17 protein-coding genes are annotated in these 17,628 nt (G+C 54.6%); 10 read left to right on the forward strand and 7 right to left on the reverse strand.

Annotation, left to right across the window (positions count from 1 at the left end; translation table 11 throughout):
* Positions 1 to 11: 11 nt before the first annotated feature.
* The 3 genes from ABRP31_RS13685 to ABRP31_RS13695 are packed head-to-tail and all read right to left on the reverse strand — an operon-like array spanning position 12 to position 3,841.
* Positions 12 to 908 carry a hypothetical protein gene (locus ABRP31_RS13685; protein WP_349969966.1) on the reverse strand — a complete coding sequence of 299 codons (897 nt, stop codon included), beginning with the start codon at positions 906 to 908 and terminating at the stop codon, positions 12 to 14.
* Between the two features lie 38 nt (positions 909 to 946).
* The gene (locus ABRP31_RS13690; RefSeq protein WP_349969968.1) at positions 947 to 1,663 is read right to left on the reverse strand and encodes a DUF3142 domain-containing protein; all 717 of its coding nucleotides are present in this window, start codon (positions 1,661 to 1,663) and stop codon (positions 947 to 949) included.
* Entirely contained in the window at positions 1,664 to 3,841 is a 2,178-nt protein-coding gene (locus tag ABRP31_RS13695; RefSeq protein WP_349969969.1) for an outer membrane assembly lipoprotein YfiO, read from the reverse strand.
* Between the two features lie 227 nt (positions 3,842 to 4,068).
* Between ABRP31_RS13695 and ABRP31_RS13700 the strand changes: the two genes are divergently transcribed.
* The 6 genes from ABRP31_RS13700 to ABRP31_RS13725 all read left to right on the forward strand — a co-directional run bounded on the left by ABRP31_RS13700 (position 4,069) and on the right by ABRP31_RS13725 (position 9,409).
* On the forward strand, positions 4,069 to 4,473 hold the full coding sequence (locus ABRP31_RS13700) for a hypothetical protein (protein WP_349969971.1): 405 nt from the start codon (positions 4,069 to 4,071) through the stop codon (positions 4,471 to 4,473).
* A gap of 71 nt (positions 4,474 to 4,544) precedes the next feature.
* Positions 4,545 to 5,705, forward strand: coding sequence for a DUF6393 family protein (locus ABRP31_RS13705; protein ID WP_349969973.1), 1,161 nt, complete (start codon positions 4,545 to 4,547; stop codon positions 5,703 to 5,705).
* Positions 5,706 to 5,822: 117 nt separating this feature from the next.
* Positions 5,823 to 6,197 carry a histone-like nucleoid-structuring protein, MvaT/MvaU family gene (locus tag ABRP31_RS13710; RefSeq protein WP_349969976.1) on the forward strand — a complete coding sequence of 125 codons (375 nt, stop codon included), beginning with the start codon at positions 5,823 to 5,825 and terminating at the stop codon, positions 6,195 to 6,197.
* A 178-nt stretch (positions 6,198 to 6,375) separates the two neighbouring features.
* Positions 6,376 to 6,690 (forward strand): hypothetical protein, encoded by a 315-nt coding sequence (locus ABRP31_RS13715; protein WP_349969978.1) that lies wholly within the window; start codon positions 6,376 to 6,378, stop codon positions 6,688 to 6,690.
* A 551-nt stretch (positions 6,691 to 7,241) separates the two neighbouring features.
* Positions 7,242 to 7,994 carry a hypothetical protein gene (locus tag ABRP31_RS13720; RefSeq protein WP_349969980.1) on the forward strand — a complete coding sequence of 251 codons (753 nt, stop codon included), beginning with the start codon at positions 7,242 to 7,244 and terminating at the stop codon, positions 7,992 to 7,994.
* A 146-nt stretch (positions 7,995 to 8,140) separates the two neighbouring features.
* On the forward strand, positions 8,141 to 9,409 hold the full coding sequence (locus ABRP31_RS13725; RefSeq protein WP_349969981.1) for an outer membrane protein transport protein: 1,269 nt from the start codon (positions 8,141 to 8,143) through the stop codon (positions 9,407 to 9,409).
* Between the two features lie 58 nt (positions 9,410 to 9,467).
* Here ABRP31_RS13725 and ABRP31_RS13730 read toward each other — a convergent pair whose 3' ends face one another.
* Positions 9,468 to 9,974: a hypothetical protein gene (locus tag ABRP31_RS13730; RefSeq protein WP_349969982.1), complete on the reverse strand. Its 507-nt coding sequence runs from the start codon at positions 9,972 to 9,974 to the stop codon at positions 9,468 to 9,470.
* A gap of 250 nt (positions 9,975 to 10,224) precedes the next feature.
* Here ABRP31_RS13730 and ABRP31_RS13735 point away from each other — a divergent pair, with 250 nt between their 5' ends.
* The 4 genes from ABRP31_RS13735 to ABRP31_RS13750 all read left to right on the forward strand — a co-directional run bounded on the left by ABRP31_RS13735 (position 10,225) and on the right by ABRP31_RS13750 (position 14,357).
* On the forward strand, positions 10,225 to 10,890 hold the full coding sequence (locus ABRP31_RS13735) for a DUF5625 family protein (protein WP_349969983.1): 666 nt from the start codon (positions 10,225 to 10,227) through the stop codon (positions 10,888 to 10,890).
* A 153-nt stretch (positions 10,891 to 11,043) separates the two neighbouring features.
* On the forward strand, positions 11,044 to 12,657 hold the full coding sequence (locus tag ABRP31_RS13740; protein WP_349969984.1) for a hybrid sensor histidine kinase/response regulator: 1,614 nt from the start codon (positions 11,044 to 11,046) through the stop codon (positions 12,655 to 12,657).
* A gap of 74 nt (positions 12,658 to 12,731) precedes the next feature.
* A complete protein-coding gene (locus ABRP31_RS13745) occupies positions 12,732 to 13,859 on the forward strand; it encodes a saccharopine dehydrogenase NADP-binding domain-containing protein (protein WP_349969985.1) in 1,128 nt (375 codons plus the stop codon).
* Positions 13,860 to 13,862: 3 nt separating this feature from the next.
* Positions 13,863 to 14,357 (forward strand): DUF2269 domain-containing protein, encoded by a 495-nt coding sequence (locus ABRP31_RS13750; RefSeq protein ID WP_349969986.1) that lies wholly within the window; start codon positions 13,863 to 13,865, stop codon positions 14,355 to 14,357.
* Positions 14,358 to 15,121: 764 nt separating this feature from the next.
* Here ABRP31_RS13750 and ABRP31_RS13755 read toward each other — a convergent pair.
* The 3 genes from ABRP31_RS13755 to ABRP31_RS13765 all read right to left on the reverse strand — a co-directional run bounded on the left by ABRP31_RS13755 (position 15,122) and on the right by ABRP31_RS13765 (position 17,577).
* On the reverse strand, positions 15,122 to 15,604 hold the full coding sequence (locus ABRP31_RS13755; protein WP_349969987.1) for a DUF4189 domain-containing protein: 483 nt from the start codon (positions 15,602 to 15,604) through the stop codon (positions 15,122 to 15,124).
* Positions 15,605 to 15,729: 125 nt separating this feature from the next.
* The gene (locus ABRP31_RS13760) at positions 15,730 to 16,629 is read right to left on the reverse strand and encodes a hypothetical protein (RefSeq protein WP_349969988.1); all 900 of its coding nucleotides are present in this window, start codon (positions 16,627 to 16,629) and stop codon (positions 15,730 to 15,732) included.
* A gap of 57 nt (positions 16,630 to 16,686) precedes the next feature.
* The gene (locus ABRP31_RS13765; protein ID WP_349969989.1) at positions 16,687 to 17,577 is read right to left on the reverse strand and encodes a peptidoglycan-binding domain-containing protein; all 891 of its coding nucleotides are present in this window, start codon (positions 17,575 to 17,577) and stop codon (positions 16,687 to 16,689) included.
* Between the last annotated feature and the right edge of the window lie 51 nt (positions 17,578 to 17,628).

Below are 17,628 nucleotides of genomic sequence, written 5' to 3' on the forward strand. Positions count from 1 at the left end.
GGCACATGACGTCAACGAAATTCCGGATAGTCCTGAATCAATCTGTCCTCCACGGTGTCCGCCAATGCATAGCGCTCCACCGATTTCATTTCCTGCACCAAACTCCAGGGCGTGTCGATCAGGAGGTGGCCCACGCTGAATTCAGGAAGTCCATTGCGGCGGCGCAGAGCCTGGACGGCAAGCAGCTCAGCAGGGAAGCAGCGATCCAGAGTGGCGTCAAACTCATACCTTTCCCGGTCTGTATTTTCCTTGCACCGGCTGATATGAAAGTCAGCCGCGTCCTGCATGACGGTGGTGAAGGTGGCTTCATCTTCGCTTTGCCAGTGCTCCAATAGCGCCTGATAACTGGGGACGAGCGGCTTTGGCGCAATGAAATCCGTTTCGATGTTGAATGCCTGGGAAAACAGGCCAATCAGGAAGGCGTCGCTGGTACCGCGTTTTATTCTGCGCATCTCACGCATCGTGTTAATGCGCTGGTCTTTCTCGGCCATTTCGATGAACAAACGGGCACAGATCTCGGCGCGGTCCCACCATGAAAACATCGCAGGACTGGCAGCTCTCATGCCGTATTTGAACTCTCTTGGCCAGTTCCCCAGATCCTGACGCATATGGCTGTACATACCATCCCAACGCAGCATCAGCGCCCTCAATGAGGCTGCGCGTTGAAGCGCATGGCTGAGCATTGGCCTGTCGCCGCGAAGAAACGCGTCACAGCTTGCTACATCGTAGTAATGAGCCAGGCTGTCCAGATGCAGTCCTGTCTTGGCGTGCAGTGGCCCTGGGATATCTATGTAGTCCTGGACAGCCGCCGTGAAGCGCTCGTATTTGCCATCAAGCTCGGCGCGCTCGATCCACTCGCGACAATCCAGTGCGAGCGGCTTCAGGGATGGATGGATATTGCTTTGCATGCGAAGTGGCGCTCCTGAGTCTGATGATGTGAATGCGCTTACCGAGGGTTTTGCAGAAACACCACATACCCCAAAAATCCCTCACTGCGCTCCAGATAAGCCGGTGCGCTCCATTCGCCGCCCTGAATCAGTCCCACTTTGAAAGGCAGCCCCAGGCGACTCAGGCGTGGTAGATAGGCTTTGTAATCCGGGATGCTGTGCCTGCCCTGATAGGTTTGAACCACCACTTCGTCAATCACGCCTTTGAGCTCGCCGATGACCGAAGCGTCGGCGTTACTGCTCCAGTCCATCAGGCCGGTGATGCTCAGCCGATAATTTTCCGGAAGGCGCTGACGCAGATCGCGCAGGAACTCCACGTACTCGTCGAGGTATCGTGTCCGGGCATCGAAATCGATCTGTATGCCTACAACGTTGTTACCAGCCTGCTGCCATCGATTGAGCTGCCCGAGCAACTGCGTGTAGACAGCGTCCGGCCAGCGCAGGGTATGTGCACGATAGACAATCCAGAGCTCTTCTTGAGGCAGCCTGGAGACTGCCATGCCCTGCGCGACAAAATTTACGCGTCGGTGGCGCTCGCTGCGTGAACTGCTGATTTGTCCCTGTAGCACATACAGCGTCCTGGCCTTCGCGAGCACCTCTTGCGATGACACGCCTCCCCAAAGCCAGAACGCGTCGTAGTCTTCGGCATCAACGGCTGCAGATGCTGAAGCAACCTGCAGCACGCTGACCAGCGTCAGCCAGAACAGCGTCCGCATTTACCAGTAATACTGCTGGGATTTAGCCCAACGAGTATCGGCAAATTCTTTCTTGAGGTTCTGGAACCAGTATTTTCGAACGCTGGGTTCAACATCCTCTCCGCCACAGCTATTGATACCCGCCGGGGCATAGCAATTGATCCCGCGGTAAAGCGCATAAGCGACGTCAGTGTGGCTGGCATTTGGATTGTTTTTGACCGTTATGTAAGCGTTATGTCTTGCGAACGCGGCCCCCGGGAAGCCAGAGGGCCCGCTCCCGAGTACACCGTCAGTCAGTTGTTCATTTAATGGAGAGTTGCCCAGGTGGTTACGCAGCATGAACTCACCCATGCAAATCAGGCCTTGGGAGTCGCCTGGGTTCTTGTCCAGCGCAGCTGCCACCTCGGCAATACTCGGACAGCGGTAACCGGACTCCGCTTTCTCACCATTCCATTTGAACAGTGCCAGCGACTGTCCTTGATCGTATCGATAGCCCAGGCTGTAACTGAGTCTGGTATCAGGTGGTGAATCAGGCAGTTGTTTCAGGTCTTGGGCAAACGCTGCAAACTGACCGTGCACCAATTGCTTGTAGAGCAGCAGGAAGAGGGCGGTGTCACGTTCAGTTTTGCTGATCCCTTGGCTAACCTGTTGTCGCAACAGATCTGCGTTGGCCGATTTGCCGAGCAGGATATACCGAACTTTCTCGTTCTTGATCGGTGAGTCTGCGCGGAATGCGTCAGCTACCTGGCCATTGCGCTCATAGTTCATGGCCAGCACCAGTTGCAGTTGTTCTTGCTGCAAAGGCAATTGGGCCTTGCTCAACAATTGCAGCCAGAGCTGCTGTGCCGTCTTGTCATCCTTGATGGCCTCAAGCGCCAGACCACGCAACATTTGCTGGCTGAACGCGACATAACCAAGCGTGTCGGGTACCTCGGCAGGCAATAGCTGAAGCGCGCGGTTCGGATTTTTTTCGGTATAGAAGGCGACTGCCGCTTGCAGGTAGCTGAACAGTGCAGGCTGTTTAGCAAAAATGACCTTTTGCTGGAGCAGGGCGGGTTCAGTCAACGTGTTCGATGTCCCCACGCGCATCCACATCAGGTCGTTGACCGCCGTGATCAGTGCCGAACTGACAGGCGCTTTATTAGGCGTGATCAGCTTCAGATCCAGCTCACGAATCAGCGCATTGTAGGCAGCGCTGTCGGGTTGAGCGCCTTTGTCGATGTCGGCGAACAGGGCCTCGTACTCCGAGGCAAGCTTGTCAGTGTCCTGTAACAGCCAATGGACCCGGCGCAGCAATCCGTTGGCGGTGGCGGAATACAAGCCCGACGGGAGCGTTTCAAGATATTTTTCGAAAGCCTCTTCAGCGCGTTGTGCAGCCGCTTTATCCACCCGGTCAGGCTTCAGCTCGCCGTACTCAAAGGCTTTCTCCTGAGCCAGATTCAACTCGCTGCGGCCGATCATGTACAGCGACGTGTCTTTCAGCCAGGTATTGGGATTATTCGCGAGTGACGTGAAGCCATTGGTGGCTTCAAGGAAGCGACCGCTGTAAAAATCCCCTGCCGCTTGCAGATAGGTGGTGAAGGACTTGCCGGCAGCGGACTGCACATCAACGGGCAACATGCGGGTAAATTGCTCTCGCTCCCAGCTGCAAGCCGCGAGCATACGCAACCGGCTGGTGCCCAGTGCCGAGCGTTCAGCCGGGGATAAATCCGGTGCGTCGACCAACGCCTGAATAAAACCTGCGGCGGTCTGTTCATTGTTGCTCCGGCAGCGACTGCCTTCACCGTCGATCAGACTCGAGCTGGCAACCTCCGCCTGCTCGCGCTTGATTCCCAGGCTGGTGAGCAAGGCATCGAGGCTCTGGTTTTTTTTGCTCTCGGGAACATCCGGCTCCATAGCGTCTGACGCAGGCTGAAGACGATAGTAGGCAAACGGTACCTCACCATAACCTTCCGCAATGTCATCTTTGCTCAGGGGCGCAGGTGTCAGCGGCAACTTTCCGGAATCGGCCAATAACAGGCGCAAGTTGACGGTGCTGTCATTGCTGGGGCTGAGAAAAGGAAAGTTGCTGCAAACGCTGAATTGATTTGTGTTGACCGACCAGGTCGGTGCGCAGGAGTCATCATCACTCGCCTGAGCCTGGAAAGCAGTGATTGCACTTACAGCAAGAGCCAGCGTTGTCAGCAAGCGATGGTGCATAAAACATCCTTTAGATAACTAACAGATCAGCGCAGATCAGCGATGCGCATGATGGGCATTGATAAAGGCTATACCGAGGGCGTGCACGAACAAATAGCACACATGTGCTATTGAAAACGGCCTGGCATGAATGAATTAATTGACGTCACTGGCTACCTTTTTGAGGCCGACTACTCAACGTCAGTCATGACAGGCGAGCACTATCAGAATCCATGAAGGGGTTGCCCATGGAGTTAGCACTTGCGCTGAATGTTAGAAAGGTTTTTCGACATGCTGTCCTGTACGGTTCGGGCATCGCTATCGGAATCGGCATCGTGCTGATGTGGGACACAGTGCGATCCCCATCTTTTTTGACGGATGGATTACCAACCTCATGGAATGGTGCCTCTGCGGAATTCGACAGTCGCTTACGCGCCCGTTTTCCCTTGGGTATGCCCGCCAGCGATTTCATTCGCGAACTCAACAGGGAAGGTTTCAAGCCCACGTGGTTTGAAAGTGCCGGTTATTACGGTGCTGTTCGCCGTGAGGGATGGATACCGTGCAGGGTGACTGCCCGGGTCCGTTGGCAACCCGGGCCGGGCGATACGCTGGCTTACATCGACGGTAACTATCGAGAAGAGGGCTGTCTGTAATTACGATCAACAGGGTAACGGGAAACATCAGGTTCAAGGATTGCATTCAAGGATTACAAAGGATCCTCTTAATGAAGTACCCCGTTGTTGCCGTTCTATTGCTGGCTTTCACTTCTCAGTATGCTCTGGCGCGCTCCATGGATTGTGGTAAGGCATCAGCCGAAATAGAACATCTGATATGTGCCGACTCCCGACTGGTGACTGCTGACGCGGCAATGGGTACAGCCTATGCAGCGATCCTGAAGAGCACCGATGATGCCGGGATTCGAAGCATGCTGATTGCGAGCCAGCGTCGCTGGATTGCCGCAAGAGACCAGAATCTCGGGGAGCTGCGTGACAGCATTGATGGGAGAACAGGTGAGCCATACACCCGACAGGCGCAGAGCACTATCGTGCTGAACGCTATTCAGGAGCGTACCCGGCAACTGGGCCGGATGTCCGGTCAGCCATCAGCGAAACCCGAGCTGGTTCAACAAGCCATTGACCAGCAAACATTTGATTCAGGATTTACAGGTGGCCGATTCGCCGGAAGCGATGTAGCGTGCGAATTTGTACCACAAGCGGACGCCTATGCTTACGGTTGTTTCGGGACTCGCTTTCACCAGAATAACAACCGTGTTTGCAGCCTTTCCCAGGATTGGGCCAGCGGGGAGCTGTATCAGACTCGTGCTGTCGCAGAGATCATTGACGGCAAGCCGAAGCTGATTGCGACGTGCAAACCTGGTATCAAGGATTGCGCTGGAGGCAGTTCTGGCTGGAGTGCCAGCTCCGGTGTACCGGACGCAGACACGCAACGTATGTATGACCAGATTGATAAAAAACCGTTATCCCGACTGGACGTCGAACTCGATGATTCGGAAAAGGGTGATGAGCAGTGGTTGGAACAATGCCTGAAGGAGCCCGGCTTTCCATGGGGCACTTCCGCTGACCTTGGTGCCATGTTTGACGAGATTTACGCTTTGCGTAAACCCGTCGGGTTTGAACAGCTCGATGTCAGTGATGTGGTCACCCGATATTTTCCGTTGAATACTCGTAAGACAGTTCTCACCCAGGCGTTCGCTCCGTCCGGGACCTGGGTGATTGTCGAGGATCTGCCCGACAGGCTTGTGGTTCGGGATAATCGGGGAAGGGCTCTGGTGGACCTTGATGCCAGTTCTGTTGTGATGACGTTCTCGTTCAGTAAGAACAGCACGCTTAGTCAGGTACAGGCCGTCCGTTTGAAAAGCCAGTAGAAAACCGGCTGGGTTCAAACAGCCAGTTAGTACAACACTCAATGCTTTTCCGCGAGCGAACGGGTCTTCCTGGGTTTGCCCGCCCAATCCAACCTCCAATACGTGATGGAGTTATAAATGTCCAAGCTTGCAGAGTTTCGTTTGCTGGAAAGAAAATTGGCTGAACAGCTCAAAGAGCTGGATGCACTGAAAGGCGATGCAGAGCTCAAGAAAGAGATCGAATTCGAAACCAGGTTGCGCAGCCTGTTGGCTGAATACGGTTTCAGCCTGAAAAATGTGGTGGCCGTGCTTGATCCACACGCTGCTGCTTCGCGGTTCACGGTCGACAAACCTGTCACCGAGCGCAGAACCCGTCGGGCGCGAGTGATCAAGGTGTTCAAGAATCCCGAAACGGGGGAGGTTGTTGAAACGAAAGGCGGCAATCATCGTACTCTTAAAGAATGGAAAGCCAAATACGGTGCAGACGTCGTAGACTCGTGGCTCGCCAGCTGATTTAAATAAATAACAACCTATAGTGCGCCGGGCGCGATCGTATTGCCTATTATACGGCCCCGGCTTTTTACTTCGTACGCCTTATTCTTTTACCCCATAGCACATGTGTACTATTTTTTAACGAAATGGCAGCGGGTATCGTTTGGTCTTATCGCAATCACTCTGGAGACTAAACAGCATGTTCAAAAAAATCGCGTTATCGTTTTTTATCCTTTCAAGTCTGGCAGGCTGCAATGTCATCGCCAGCAAAACCAATGTGCTGGATGATGAGAAGGTCAAGTCGATTGGAGCCGGCGCTTTAGGTTATGCGCCTGAAGATTTGACCCTCGTCAATCGTCGTACCGATGGCACTAACACGTACGCCAACTTTAAAACCAACGACAAGAAAGAATTTGTTTGCATCATTAACGGTGGCAACCTCCTGACCATGGGCATGACCAATCCGCCTTCGTGCTCGAAAAAAGGTGAGCCCGTCAAGCAGTCGCCTTATTAAGGCTTCACGCTCTCTTTATCTGAATTCGGGTTGATCAGCTGATGTACTTTGCTTACGTCGCGGATCAGCCCGGTTTATTTTCAGGTAGTTGATAAGCTCCATTTCATTGAGTATCAACCATGATGGAGCGCACGAGCACCGCGAGCCGCGATGGCGTCCTGCCTGATCCACCGCGATCGCAGCCTTCGGCAGCTCCTACAGATCGCAATGTTTGCGAGACAGCGCGGTGTCATCGATACCCCGGTACAACTATTAAATTTGGAATACTTTTCCGTAGGAGCTCACGAGCACCGCGAGGCAGCGATGGCGATCTGTCTGATACACCGCTATCGCGGCCTCGCGGTGCTCGTGCGCTCCTACAGGCTGGACACCGGGGCCGTTTCTACGCAATAAACGGCCATACTTCCAGCATGGCCATATAGCACATATGTGCTATTGAGCACGTTTTCAGCGACTGATATCGTCCGTGGTTTGTCTTTACGTCGACGCAGCCAGTGATTGTGCAGCGAGTGCCAGGCGGAGGGCGTTTATTGCTGGCGAAGAGACGGTTCATGGGTGAATTCAGTTTGAAAAGTCGTTACCCAAGACAGGTAACGCGTCTGGCGGTTTTGGTGGTCCTTGTGTGTGGCGGAGCATTTGCAGGCTCGGCGGCTGCGAGTGATCAATCATCAAGCCCCTGTATTGCCGAGGTCGACTTCCGCCAAGGCTCATCGGTAGAAACCCAGACGTGGATCAGCAGCTCGCCTGGCGTGCAAGGTCACAACAAAACCGAGACCCTCGGCCGCCAATCATTTGCCGGTGTCAATCCGCTGATCCAGGCACAGACAACGCTGATCAATAACGCCCCGGTCTTCACCGGGTATGCCTTTGTCGACCTGGTGGATGGCAAGATCATCAGGTACGGCAACCAGCACGGCAGCGGCGCTTCGCTGGTCACGACTTACAACGAGCCGCCCCCAGCCGTCCCTGTCGATTTCCAGCCGGGACAAGCAGTCACGGTCAGCTATCGCAGCAAAACCGTCACGGCCGGACCGGGTGTCGAATACGAGATTACTGAAAAGCACACCTACGTCGGCCGAGAGACGATAACGACGCGGCTGGGTACCTTCGACGCCTGCAAGTTCACCAATGAGATTTCCTCGGGACTTCCCTCCAGCAAGGATGGGCGAAATCTGGCTGTCATTGAAAGCTGGTTTGCGGCGGCCGGGCCTTATCGCGGGCGTCTCATAAAAACGTTTGTCCCGGCCCATAGTGGATTGCCGGACGTGACTAACGAAACGATAAAAATCGTCACTTCGCAATAACGCGTTTTGACACTGCGCGCTTGGTTTACCGGATTTTTGTGTGAACGGACTCGCCTCGGCCTCGCGCCGATTCATGCTGGAAGACAGGCATCCTTGATGGACTTCCCGGCACTTTTCAATAACGAGTTCTGAAGAAAGAAATGACCATGCTCAAGACAACCCTTGGCCTCGCCGTTGCATTTGCAGCCACTCAAGTTTTCGCTGGTGGCTTCGCCCGCACCGAACAAAGCATCAGCTCCATGGGCAGTGGTCAGGCAGGGCGCGCATCGGCTGCCAATGACGCCGGTACTGTGTATGGAAACCCGGCGGGCATGGCGCGCCTTGAAGGCACGCAAATAACCGCGGGCGCTACGTTTATCGACGCCTCCACGGATATCAGCAATGTCAGCGGCCGTTCCAGTGGCAGCAACGATGGCGATATGGTGCCCTTCAGCAATGTGCCCTTTGGTTTCTACACGCAAAAGCTTGATGAGCATTGGTCCTTTGGCTTTGGGGTCTATGCGCCATTCGGGCTGTCGACTGATTACGAGAACGGCTTTCAAGGGCGCATGTTTGCCAGCAAGAGTGACATCAAGGTCGTCACGCTACAGCCCACCGTCAGCTACGCCTTCAACGACAGATTGTCGATCGGCTTCGGGCCCACCTTCAACCGTATTGCTGGCACACTTGAGTCAGATGTCACACTGAATCCGGCCATTCCCGACACCAACGTCAAGGTCAAAGGTGACGACACCGCTGTCGGCTTCAATCTGGGCGTGTTGTTCAATGCCACCGATACCACCCGGATCGGGCTGACATACCACTCCAAAGTCGATTACAAGCTGGATTGCCACACCCAGGTCGCGACCGGCGCAGGCACCCCTCCGGCATTGCTTGCCAGCAACCGCTATGACTGCACCCTGAAAGTGACCACTCCAGAGTCGTACGATTTTTCGGTCACCCAGGAAGTGACTGATGCCTGGAAACTTTTCGCGAGCGCGACCTGGACCGGCTGGAGCAGCATGCAGGACCTGAGTCTGCGCAACCAACCGATCTCGGCGGCGCAGGGTGGTGTATTGGCTGCGGCGTTGACCGGCTCGATTCAGGAAGGGCTGAACTGGCATGACACCTGGGCTTATGCCATTGGCACCGCTTACCAACTGAATCCGCAATGGGTCGTGCGCGCGGGGCTGACACTCGACCAATCGCCGACCAGCAACACCAATCGTTCGCCGCGAACGCCGACGGGTGATCGGCAGATATTCAGCGTCGGTGTCGGCTATAACGTGACGCCGCAATTGACAATTGATCTGGCCTATTCCTACCTCAAGGAAGAAAGCGTTGACGTCAGCCGCTCCAACGCCCTGGCGAGTTATAGTGCGACTTATCAAAGTGACGCTAACTTATTCGGGGTAGGTGCAACTTACCGGTTCTGATAGAGCCTGGGTGCCATGGAACCAATGCCTTTTATCTTTAAAAGGCATTGGTCATTACTCAATAGGTCCTGTAGGCGCTTACGACGTCACCTCTGAAATCAACATGGATCGAGGTGATCTTTACCTTTTTCCCGGGGGTGTTGCTGCCTGAGAGCGTGCCCGCGTCGTCCGCGATTTCCTGGGCGTCGCCTACTTTGTTTTGACCACCAATAATGGCGCTTGCAGAATCGCCCGCTCCATATCGGCTGGTGTATTTATAGGCCATGTCCGCGAGTCTGCCTAATTTCGAATCTTTGCTGTCGTAGACCCACTCAGACGAATCATTACCCAAGTTATCACGCACCGAGGTGGGATCGCCAAACTTTTCCCGGATCTGTTGTTTTGACGATTTGCCGGCAATAATGTTTGCCTTAATGTACTCAGGCGCATACTTCGAATCGCCTGTTAGAGAATCCAGCCCGGGGATTGAACTACCCACACCACTTGAACAAGCCGTCAAGGCTACCATTATCATCGCCGCACTTGCCAAGCCTTTGAATTTTGCCAGTTGGCAATAAGTACTCATGCCTGTTACCTCTGATCTGAGATTAGAATTAATTCTTTTCGCGCAGGTGCGACTGCAAATGGCAGGTTACTTGCTATATGGAGTGACCCTGCAACGCATACTTTTTAACGGTGAGGTAGATTTCGTCTATGGCGATAGCTTAAAGGGGGTGTTTGAAAATCGCCTATAGTACAGATGTGCTATTGCCTGAAAGAGGTAGCGAGCAATAACCTTTAAGCGTCTACCATCAGGTTTTTATTTTGACGAAGTAATGACCCGTCAGGTGGCTACCCTGTGGTGCATTCTCTGGACAACAACAGAGATCAACAGCAGACGCATGTATGCGTCAACTTTCTCACTCCAGAATATTGCAACGCGCGTTTGCATCGGGAGGCTTTCCTTGCTTAGAAAATTGCTGGCCGGCGCTCTCGCGATTCTGGCAGTCGGATGCGGAGTGGTCGTGCTCTTCGTCGTGTTTCTTTTTACAAAGCTCCCGACAGACCACACGCCAAAGTACAGCGTAGCGTTGGACATGCAGGGCCCGGCAAGTACAACACACCTTGAAGTGTGGGTGACGGAACCTGGTAATTATGCCGTGGCGCTTCATTACCCATACAGCGACGACGTTGAGCGGGAGAAAGCCTGGGCCCTGGCGGGTGGGGGTGTCCGGAATGGCGATACCTGGAGCGAGCCAGGCTCTGCGTTAGTATTTAAAGTCCGCATTGAAGAGATCGAAAGTGGTATAGAGATGCTGAACCAGCAGGTCATGCACCCTAAACTGGACTCTTGGGCCGGCAACTATCTGAGTGCCGACCTGGTTAAGAGAAAGCTCGATACTGGTCATTATCAGGTGACCGTGCAGTGGGAAGGAAGCCTGGACGATACGCCTCCAGCCCCACTCAAGATCCACTTTGGCAAGGCTCATCAGGCAAAATAAACACGACGCGGCAAGACAGCCGAGCCATTACAAAGCAGATGCGCAGACCGAATTTGTACAGCGGGACGTGCTGTGTGAATCTTCCATGCCTCATCTTTAAACTTATCCGAATCAAGACCACGCATCACCGCCAGGCTAACGGCAGGGTTACTCATGACAGACCGGAAAAACGCTGAGCTGGATCAGGCCACGCTGAGATTAACGGTGGCGACGGTGGCAATCATTTATGTATCGTTGATTGGTTTTTTGCCGGGGTACGATGTTGCGCAGTACGAGCCAATCATTGCTTACTATGCCGGCTTTCTTGTGGTCTCGTTTATCTTGCGGCAATACGTTATCAGTCGCCCTGGCGTATTCCCGGCACGTCGGGTATTCGGGATGGTGCACGATTACACCGGAATCTCGGTAGGGCTGGTGGTGGGCGGCGAGGCGACGCTGCCGATCTTCAGTGTGATGGTCTGGGTCACGCTGGGGAACGGTATGCGCTACGGCTCGCGCTACCTGGCGATCGCCGCATCATTGGCATTATTGGCGATCCTGATTATTTATCAGCTGACCCCTTACTGGCAGGCTCAGCCCTTCATGGTACTGATGCTGGTCGCGGTCACTATTCTGGTGCCTGGCTACGCCCACATTCTGTTGGTCAGGACGCGGCAGGCGTCCGAGCAGGCCACCGTTGCCAATCAGGAGAAAGAGCGCTTTCTCGCGCAGGCCAGTCACGATCTGCGTCAGCCCATTCATTCTATCGGCATGTTCACCGCCTGCCTGCGATCAAGCCCGCTGGGGGATTACGAGCGCAAGCTGGTGGACAACATCGATCGGTCACTGCATAACGTGGCGCAATTGTTCCGCTCGATTCTCGACATCTACACGCTGGACAGCGGCAAGGTTTCGGTCAAATCAGACGTGGTCAATCTCGGCGAGATGCTGGGTGAAATCGCGCAGCAGAATATCGCCGCCGCGCGTTGGGCCGGCGTTGAACTCAGGATCCGGCCTTGCAAGCGGTGGGTGAGGGTAGACGCCACGCTGCTTGCCACAATGGTTCAAAACATACTGTCCAACGCACTCAAATACGCCCCAAATCATCCAGTCCTGATCGGCGTCCGCAGTCACAAGGACGGTCTCTCGATCAGCGTCCATGATCAGGGGCCAGGGATCGCCGCCGAGCATCTCCCCAAGGTATGGGACGAGTTCTACCGAATACGTCACGCACGCGACAAGGATGTAGAAGGCGTCGGGCTAGGCCTGTCCATTGTTAAACGACTCAGCCAGATTATCGGTGTGCAGATCAAGATTGAATCCAGAGTGAACCGTGGGACGAGCGTGACCATTCACGGGCTTGAAGAGGTCGCTGCCCCCGTGCAGCAACCGCGTAAAAAAACACTGGGGCACAGCTTGCTCAAGGGCGTCAAAATTTGCCTGGTCGAGGACGACAATAACGTCCTTATGGCCACCGCAGCCCTGCTTGAACGTTGGGGCTGCGACGTACAGACCGCCAGTTCGGCGGAAGGGCTGACCACCGACTGCGACATTATCGTGGCGGATTACGATCTGGGTACGAAAGCCAACGGCCTGGATTGCATCGACAGTATCCGCATGGCCCGGGGCTGGGACGTTCCGGCGCTGATTGTGACCGGGCGCGAAGTGGATATGGTTCAGGAGGCATCACAGGCCCGGGATGTGTCTGTGCTGTCGAAACCGCTGAGACCTTCGGAACTGCGTCTGACCCTGTTGTCGATGTGTGAGAAACCCACAGAGCGGGTCTGATCCCTGTCACGACGTGCTGATCGTCGCTCCCAATCTTGTAAACGTGAACGGTATTGAAGACAGGAACGCATTGAATGTCGCTGAGAGTCATGGTTGTTGGCGGGTACGGAAATTTTGGCAGGATCGTTTGCCGACACCTGATCAACATGCCCAACGTTGTTCTTGTGATTGCGGGACGCAACACTGAAAAGCTGGCTGATAGCGTCAACACGCTGCAGAGCCAGTCGGGTGTTCCATGTGAGAGCTGGTGCGGTGATGCCATGGGGGCGGCGTTTGGCTCGGTATTACGCAGCCTTGATATCCAGTGGGTCATCCACACGGGAGGGCCATTTCAGGGCCAATCCTATGCCGTAGCCCAAGCGTGTGTGGACGCTGGGGTCAACTACTGCGATCTTGCTGACTGCCGCGCTTTCGTCAACGGTATCGGCATTCTCGACGCAGCAGCCAGGCAAGCGGGCGTAGCCCTGCTAAGCGGCTGCAGCTCGGTACCCACGCTATCGTCTGCGCTCATCGATCAGTACCGTCATCGCTTCAGCCGTATCGATGTCATTGAACACGGCATTTCCTCCTCGGCAAAAATGCCCGGATTGTCCACCGTTGAAGGCGTGCTCGCTTACGCTGGCAAACCGATCAAACAGCTTCGAGACGGGCAAGTCCATGAAGTGTCGGGCTGGCAGGATCTGACGTTGCGCAAAATGCAGCATCTGGGGACCCGTGTACTGGCTAATGTCGACGTGCCGGATATCGATATCTTCGGCCGTCGCTATGGCGCGCACACGCTACGTTTCAAGGCAGGCTCGGGCCTCAAGCTGGGCGGCGTAGCTAATTACCTGTTGGCAGCTTCCCTACGCGCAGGGCTGGTCAAAGACCGCATGGGATGGGCCGCTCGACTGCATCGCTGGGGCACGCTATTTGAGCGTTTCGGTGACGGTCGCAGTGCGATGTACATCGATGTCGAGGGTGTCGGCGTGGAGGGTAAGGTCCTGACCATGAATGTTCAGCTCACCGCGCACAATGACAAAGGTCCGGAGATTCCCAGTTGCGCAGCGGTCGCGTTGATGGCGAAAGTCGCTCGGCAGTATCGTCCGCAGCCAGGCGCCCGACCCTGTGTGGGGGAGATCAGCGTTGACGAGTACCTTGCCGCTATCAATGATCCACAGAATATACAGCTGGCCGTACGCTTCTCAGATGAGCAGGGTTGATCAATGCTTTATCTGGCGCTGAAGTACTTGCATGTGATCGCGGCGATTTTTCTGTTCGGGTTCGGCATGGGCTCGTTTCTCTATCTGATCGCGGCCAGTCGCACTCGTAACCCACAGGTCATCGCTCATGTCTGTGCAATGGTGGTGCGGTTCGACACCTGGATTACCACGCCCGCCGGCTTTCTTCAGCTCGGTACGGGCTACCTGCTGGTGACGCTTGCGGGGCTGCCGTTGAACTCTCCCTGGTTGTTGACTTCGGTGGTGATCTTCATTGGCGTCGGTGCACTCTGGCTCCCGGTACTCGTACTGCAAAAGCGGATGCACGGGTTGGCATTGAGCGCGGTTGAACAGGGATTGTCGCTGGATAATCGATACCACAATCTCTATCAGAAATGGTTCTGGATGGGCATTTGCGGTTTTTTTGGCATGTTCGTCGTGGTGCTGATGATGACGACGAAGCTGACCCCGTGGCAGTGGCTCGAGATGCTGTTGGCCTGATCATGCACGGCAATTGGCTGAGTGTGATGGAGAACTTCGTATTGACTAGTACAGGTGTGCTATTGAATGCCAAAAAGGGTATGAGATTATCAGGGCAGATATAAAGTTTGTTCGGTTCCTATTATCAGCAACTACGGGAGTAAACGTTGGTGCATAAACTCGCTTTGGTTCTGGCGGTCTTTTCCCCCCTTTTCATTTTTCCGGGCATCGCAGTTGCCGCAATGCCTGACTGGTGGCTAATCTTCGGAAGTGGGGATCAGCCGAAACGGCAAGTCATTTATGCCGATGCTCTTTCCGTTGCAGATACGCCTTCGAAATCTGGTGCTGAGCCCGCACGCTCAGTGAATGTTGTTTATGTATTCGAAGGAGAGGACAAACCTCTCTTCACGCTATACAGGATTGCCTTTCAGTGTAAGGGTGGCCGGTACAGTGTCGAGTCCGCGAGTTCTAAAATGCGTTCGGGCGAAGTCACCCAGGGACCGACAAGTACTCAGTGGGAACCGGTTGCTAGCACTGTTCTGGAACGGCCCTATGATTTCGTCTGTAAAGCAAGCTCTCGGAGAACCAACGGCATGATCAAAATAGGTCGACCGGAGCTCGTGAATACGTTGCCGGAATTTACCTATAGAGCGTTTTGGGGGCCCACGACTAATGCCCCACGTCAGTGAACGGGTAACGCCAGGTCAGCGCCGCCATTGCCTTGAAGAACTCGGCGTGTGCTGACCGGAAATCTGATTCGTTACCCTCGCGCCCTTGAGCAAGGTTTAGTACTTGCGAAAAATCGGATCAGAGCATGCGGTGTACATGACCTTGCACTCATGGCCACCGCTTTTTTTGACACACCTGTTCATCGCCAGATCAATAGCTCGTTGCTTCGTTGCGGAACCTTGAGAGACGCTATTAATTTCACTGGACACCAGTGCAACACACTGATTTTTATACGCCAGGTCAACCTTGCAGTCAGTGGCTCCTCCTAAGGCGCATTGATAAAGGGCTGCCGACTTCGCTTCCTCTTGGGTTAACTTGCCGACCACCGCTCCGGACTCGCCAGTAGTATCTGAGCCCGCGATCGCCCCCCAGGTTTTAATCCATTCGCCGGTTGGCCGGGGAGGGGCACTTTGACCGGTCTGCGGGTCATCCGGTATGCATTGAATGCTGCCTGCCTGGACGCCCATGGGGCATCTTGTCTGCGCGCCGGCTTGCAGGCTGATCACCAGCAGTGAAAGACTCACCAGGTAAATTTTCATGTCCATCTTTTGGCCCTATGGCAGTGACTGACTTCCAGCGCTGATCATTGAGTTTCGATCTTTAAGAATGCTTCATGGCGCGTATAAACCTTGTTTTTATAGTTGAGCAGACGTAGTTGTCTGGGTCACGATTCGTTCTCCTTATGTTGCTTGGGGATGATGCTTTGCAACAGCACAACCTCCGTTTCTTCATTAACGGCGGGTAAATCAGCATCACGAGATAATTTCAGCAGTGCGCTTCGTGCGCGTTCTTGAATCTTCTTCCAGTCCTTGAACGCGAAACGCACATAGTTGATCTTTACTGCCGCATTCATCTCGGGGATGACAAACGTGTGCTCACATTCCGGCAATTGGCGTTCGTTGCTGCGCGCCAGCTTACCGTCACGATATTCCACGCCTGTCTCTTTAACTTCGTGCGATGTGCACTTGATGATCGTCTCGATGCGACCCTGGGCATCGCGATTCACGTACCAGTCCTTGTAATAGCTGGCGTCCATGATGGAGTTGGATGGCTTCAGTCCCATCGCCAGGTAGTGCGCGCGATACGCAGCAATATTGGCGTAGTAAGGTGTGAGCCCATCGATCTCCTCACCTTTGATACGCGTCTGAATATCCATTTCGGGCGCATCTTCGCCAGAACCGTCTGGCACGGTTTGACGGTGCATGAATTCCTCGGCGCTTACCCGGTCAAGGTAGTCATAGCCAATATTCACCGTGCGAGTCGCCACATCCAGTGTCAGGTGCGTTCGCTCGCCAGGCGCGAAGGGCGTCATTTCCGGGTATTCAAGGTAAAGCCCAAAACTGCCATCGAAGTTCGGGCCCATCTGGTTATCGAAATAGTTGGCGGGAATTCGTAAAGAATAGGGGCCCAGGCAGGCATCCATGACGGGCGGCGGCACCATGCCGGGATCCTGTGGACCGCCGCGCTGCCTGACGCATCCCTGCTCATTGGTTACGGCGCTGGTTTCGCTCGCACGCACGATGGAGTGGTCCATGACCAGGCAGGCAGCTGCAACGAGGGCCATTGTAAGTCTCATGCAAATGAGGCTTCCGTTCTCAAGTCCGGCTTCTGCCGAAATGCGTTACTGAGCGGGCACGGCATTGGGTGTGCCGCCAGTTGATTCGTTATTTGCTGATCGGGCGAGGCTGGAGAGGTAAGGGTATTCCGGCTCTTTTTGCGGCCCGGATGTATTGAACGGGTCGAAGCTGTTGGAAACCAGTATCGCGAGGGCTTTCATGTCTGCATCGCGCTCGCTGACCCATACGAGGTCTAAAGCACGAATCTCACTCCCTCGCTGTTCATAGCGACGGAGAAACTTGAGCGACCCGCGAGAGCCCGCAGTGATGAATGAATCATCATGTCTGACGTTGTACGTAAAGGTGGACTGGGTATCGCTGGCGAGGTTGTTGTAGATCGTACCAATCTGGCCGGGTTTCATATTGATCAGTCGCTCAACCCGCAACGAAATACTGCTGTCCTCGGCATTCAGATTCACGGTATTGGCATTTGGGCTGGTGAGTACCGTGAGTAATTTTGACGGGTAGCCCAGTCTCACCCCGGTCTTTGGTTCAGTCCCGGTGGTCCAGCCGAAGGCTGTTCGTTTATTCAGCGCTGAACCGCCCAGGTGCATGGCCAGGTCGGCGTTCAGGAGACCGGTGCCGGGCTGTTTGTACTGCTGCTGAATCGCGGCAATGGCTGCCCGCGTATCTTTGCCAAAGTTGCCGTTAATAGCACCCTGATAAAAACCGCCCCAGATCAGACCTTCCTGAATCAGCTTTCGCTCATCAAGGTTCAGCGAGGCTTCGGTGTTATCGACAGGAAGGGTAGATGAGGCGTTAGCGGGGGCCATAGATCCGGCCTGTGCGCTCAGCGGCTGCCAGCTGCATGTCGCCGCCACGGTGATGAACGCTACTCGCAGCAGTGGATTTTTCCAGCCAACGGGGAAACGGGTGGCAACGGTATCTAGCGTCAATTGAAAAGCCCCTGTGCTTTCGTGCCTGATCAAAGAATTGCGGAAAATTAA

This window comes from Pseudomonas caspiana, from assembly GCF_040224095.2.
Lineage (GTDB): Bacteria > Pseudomonadota > Gammaproteobacteria > Pseudomonadales > Pseudomonadaceae > Aquipseudomonas > Aquipseudomonas caspiana.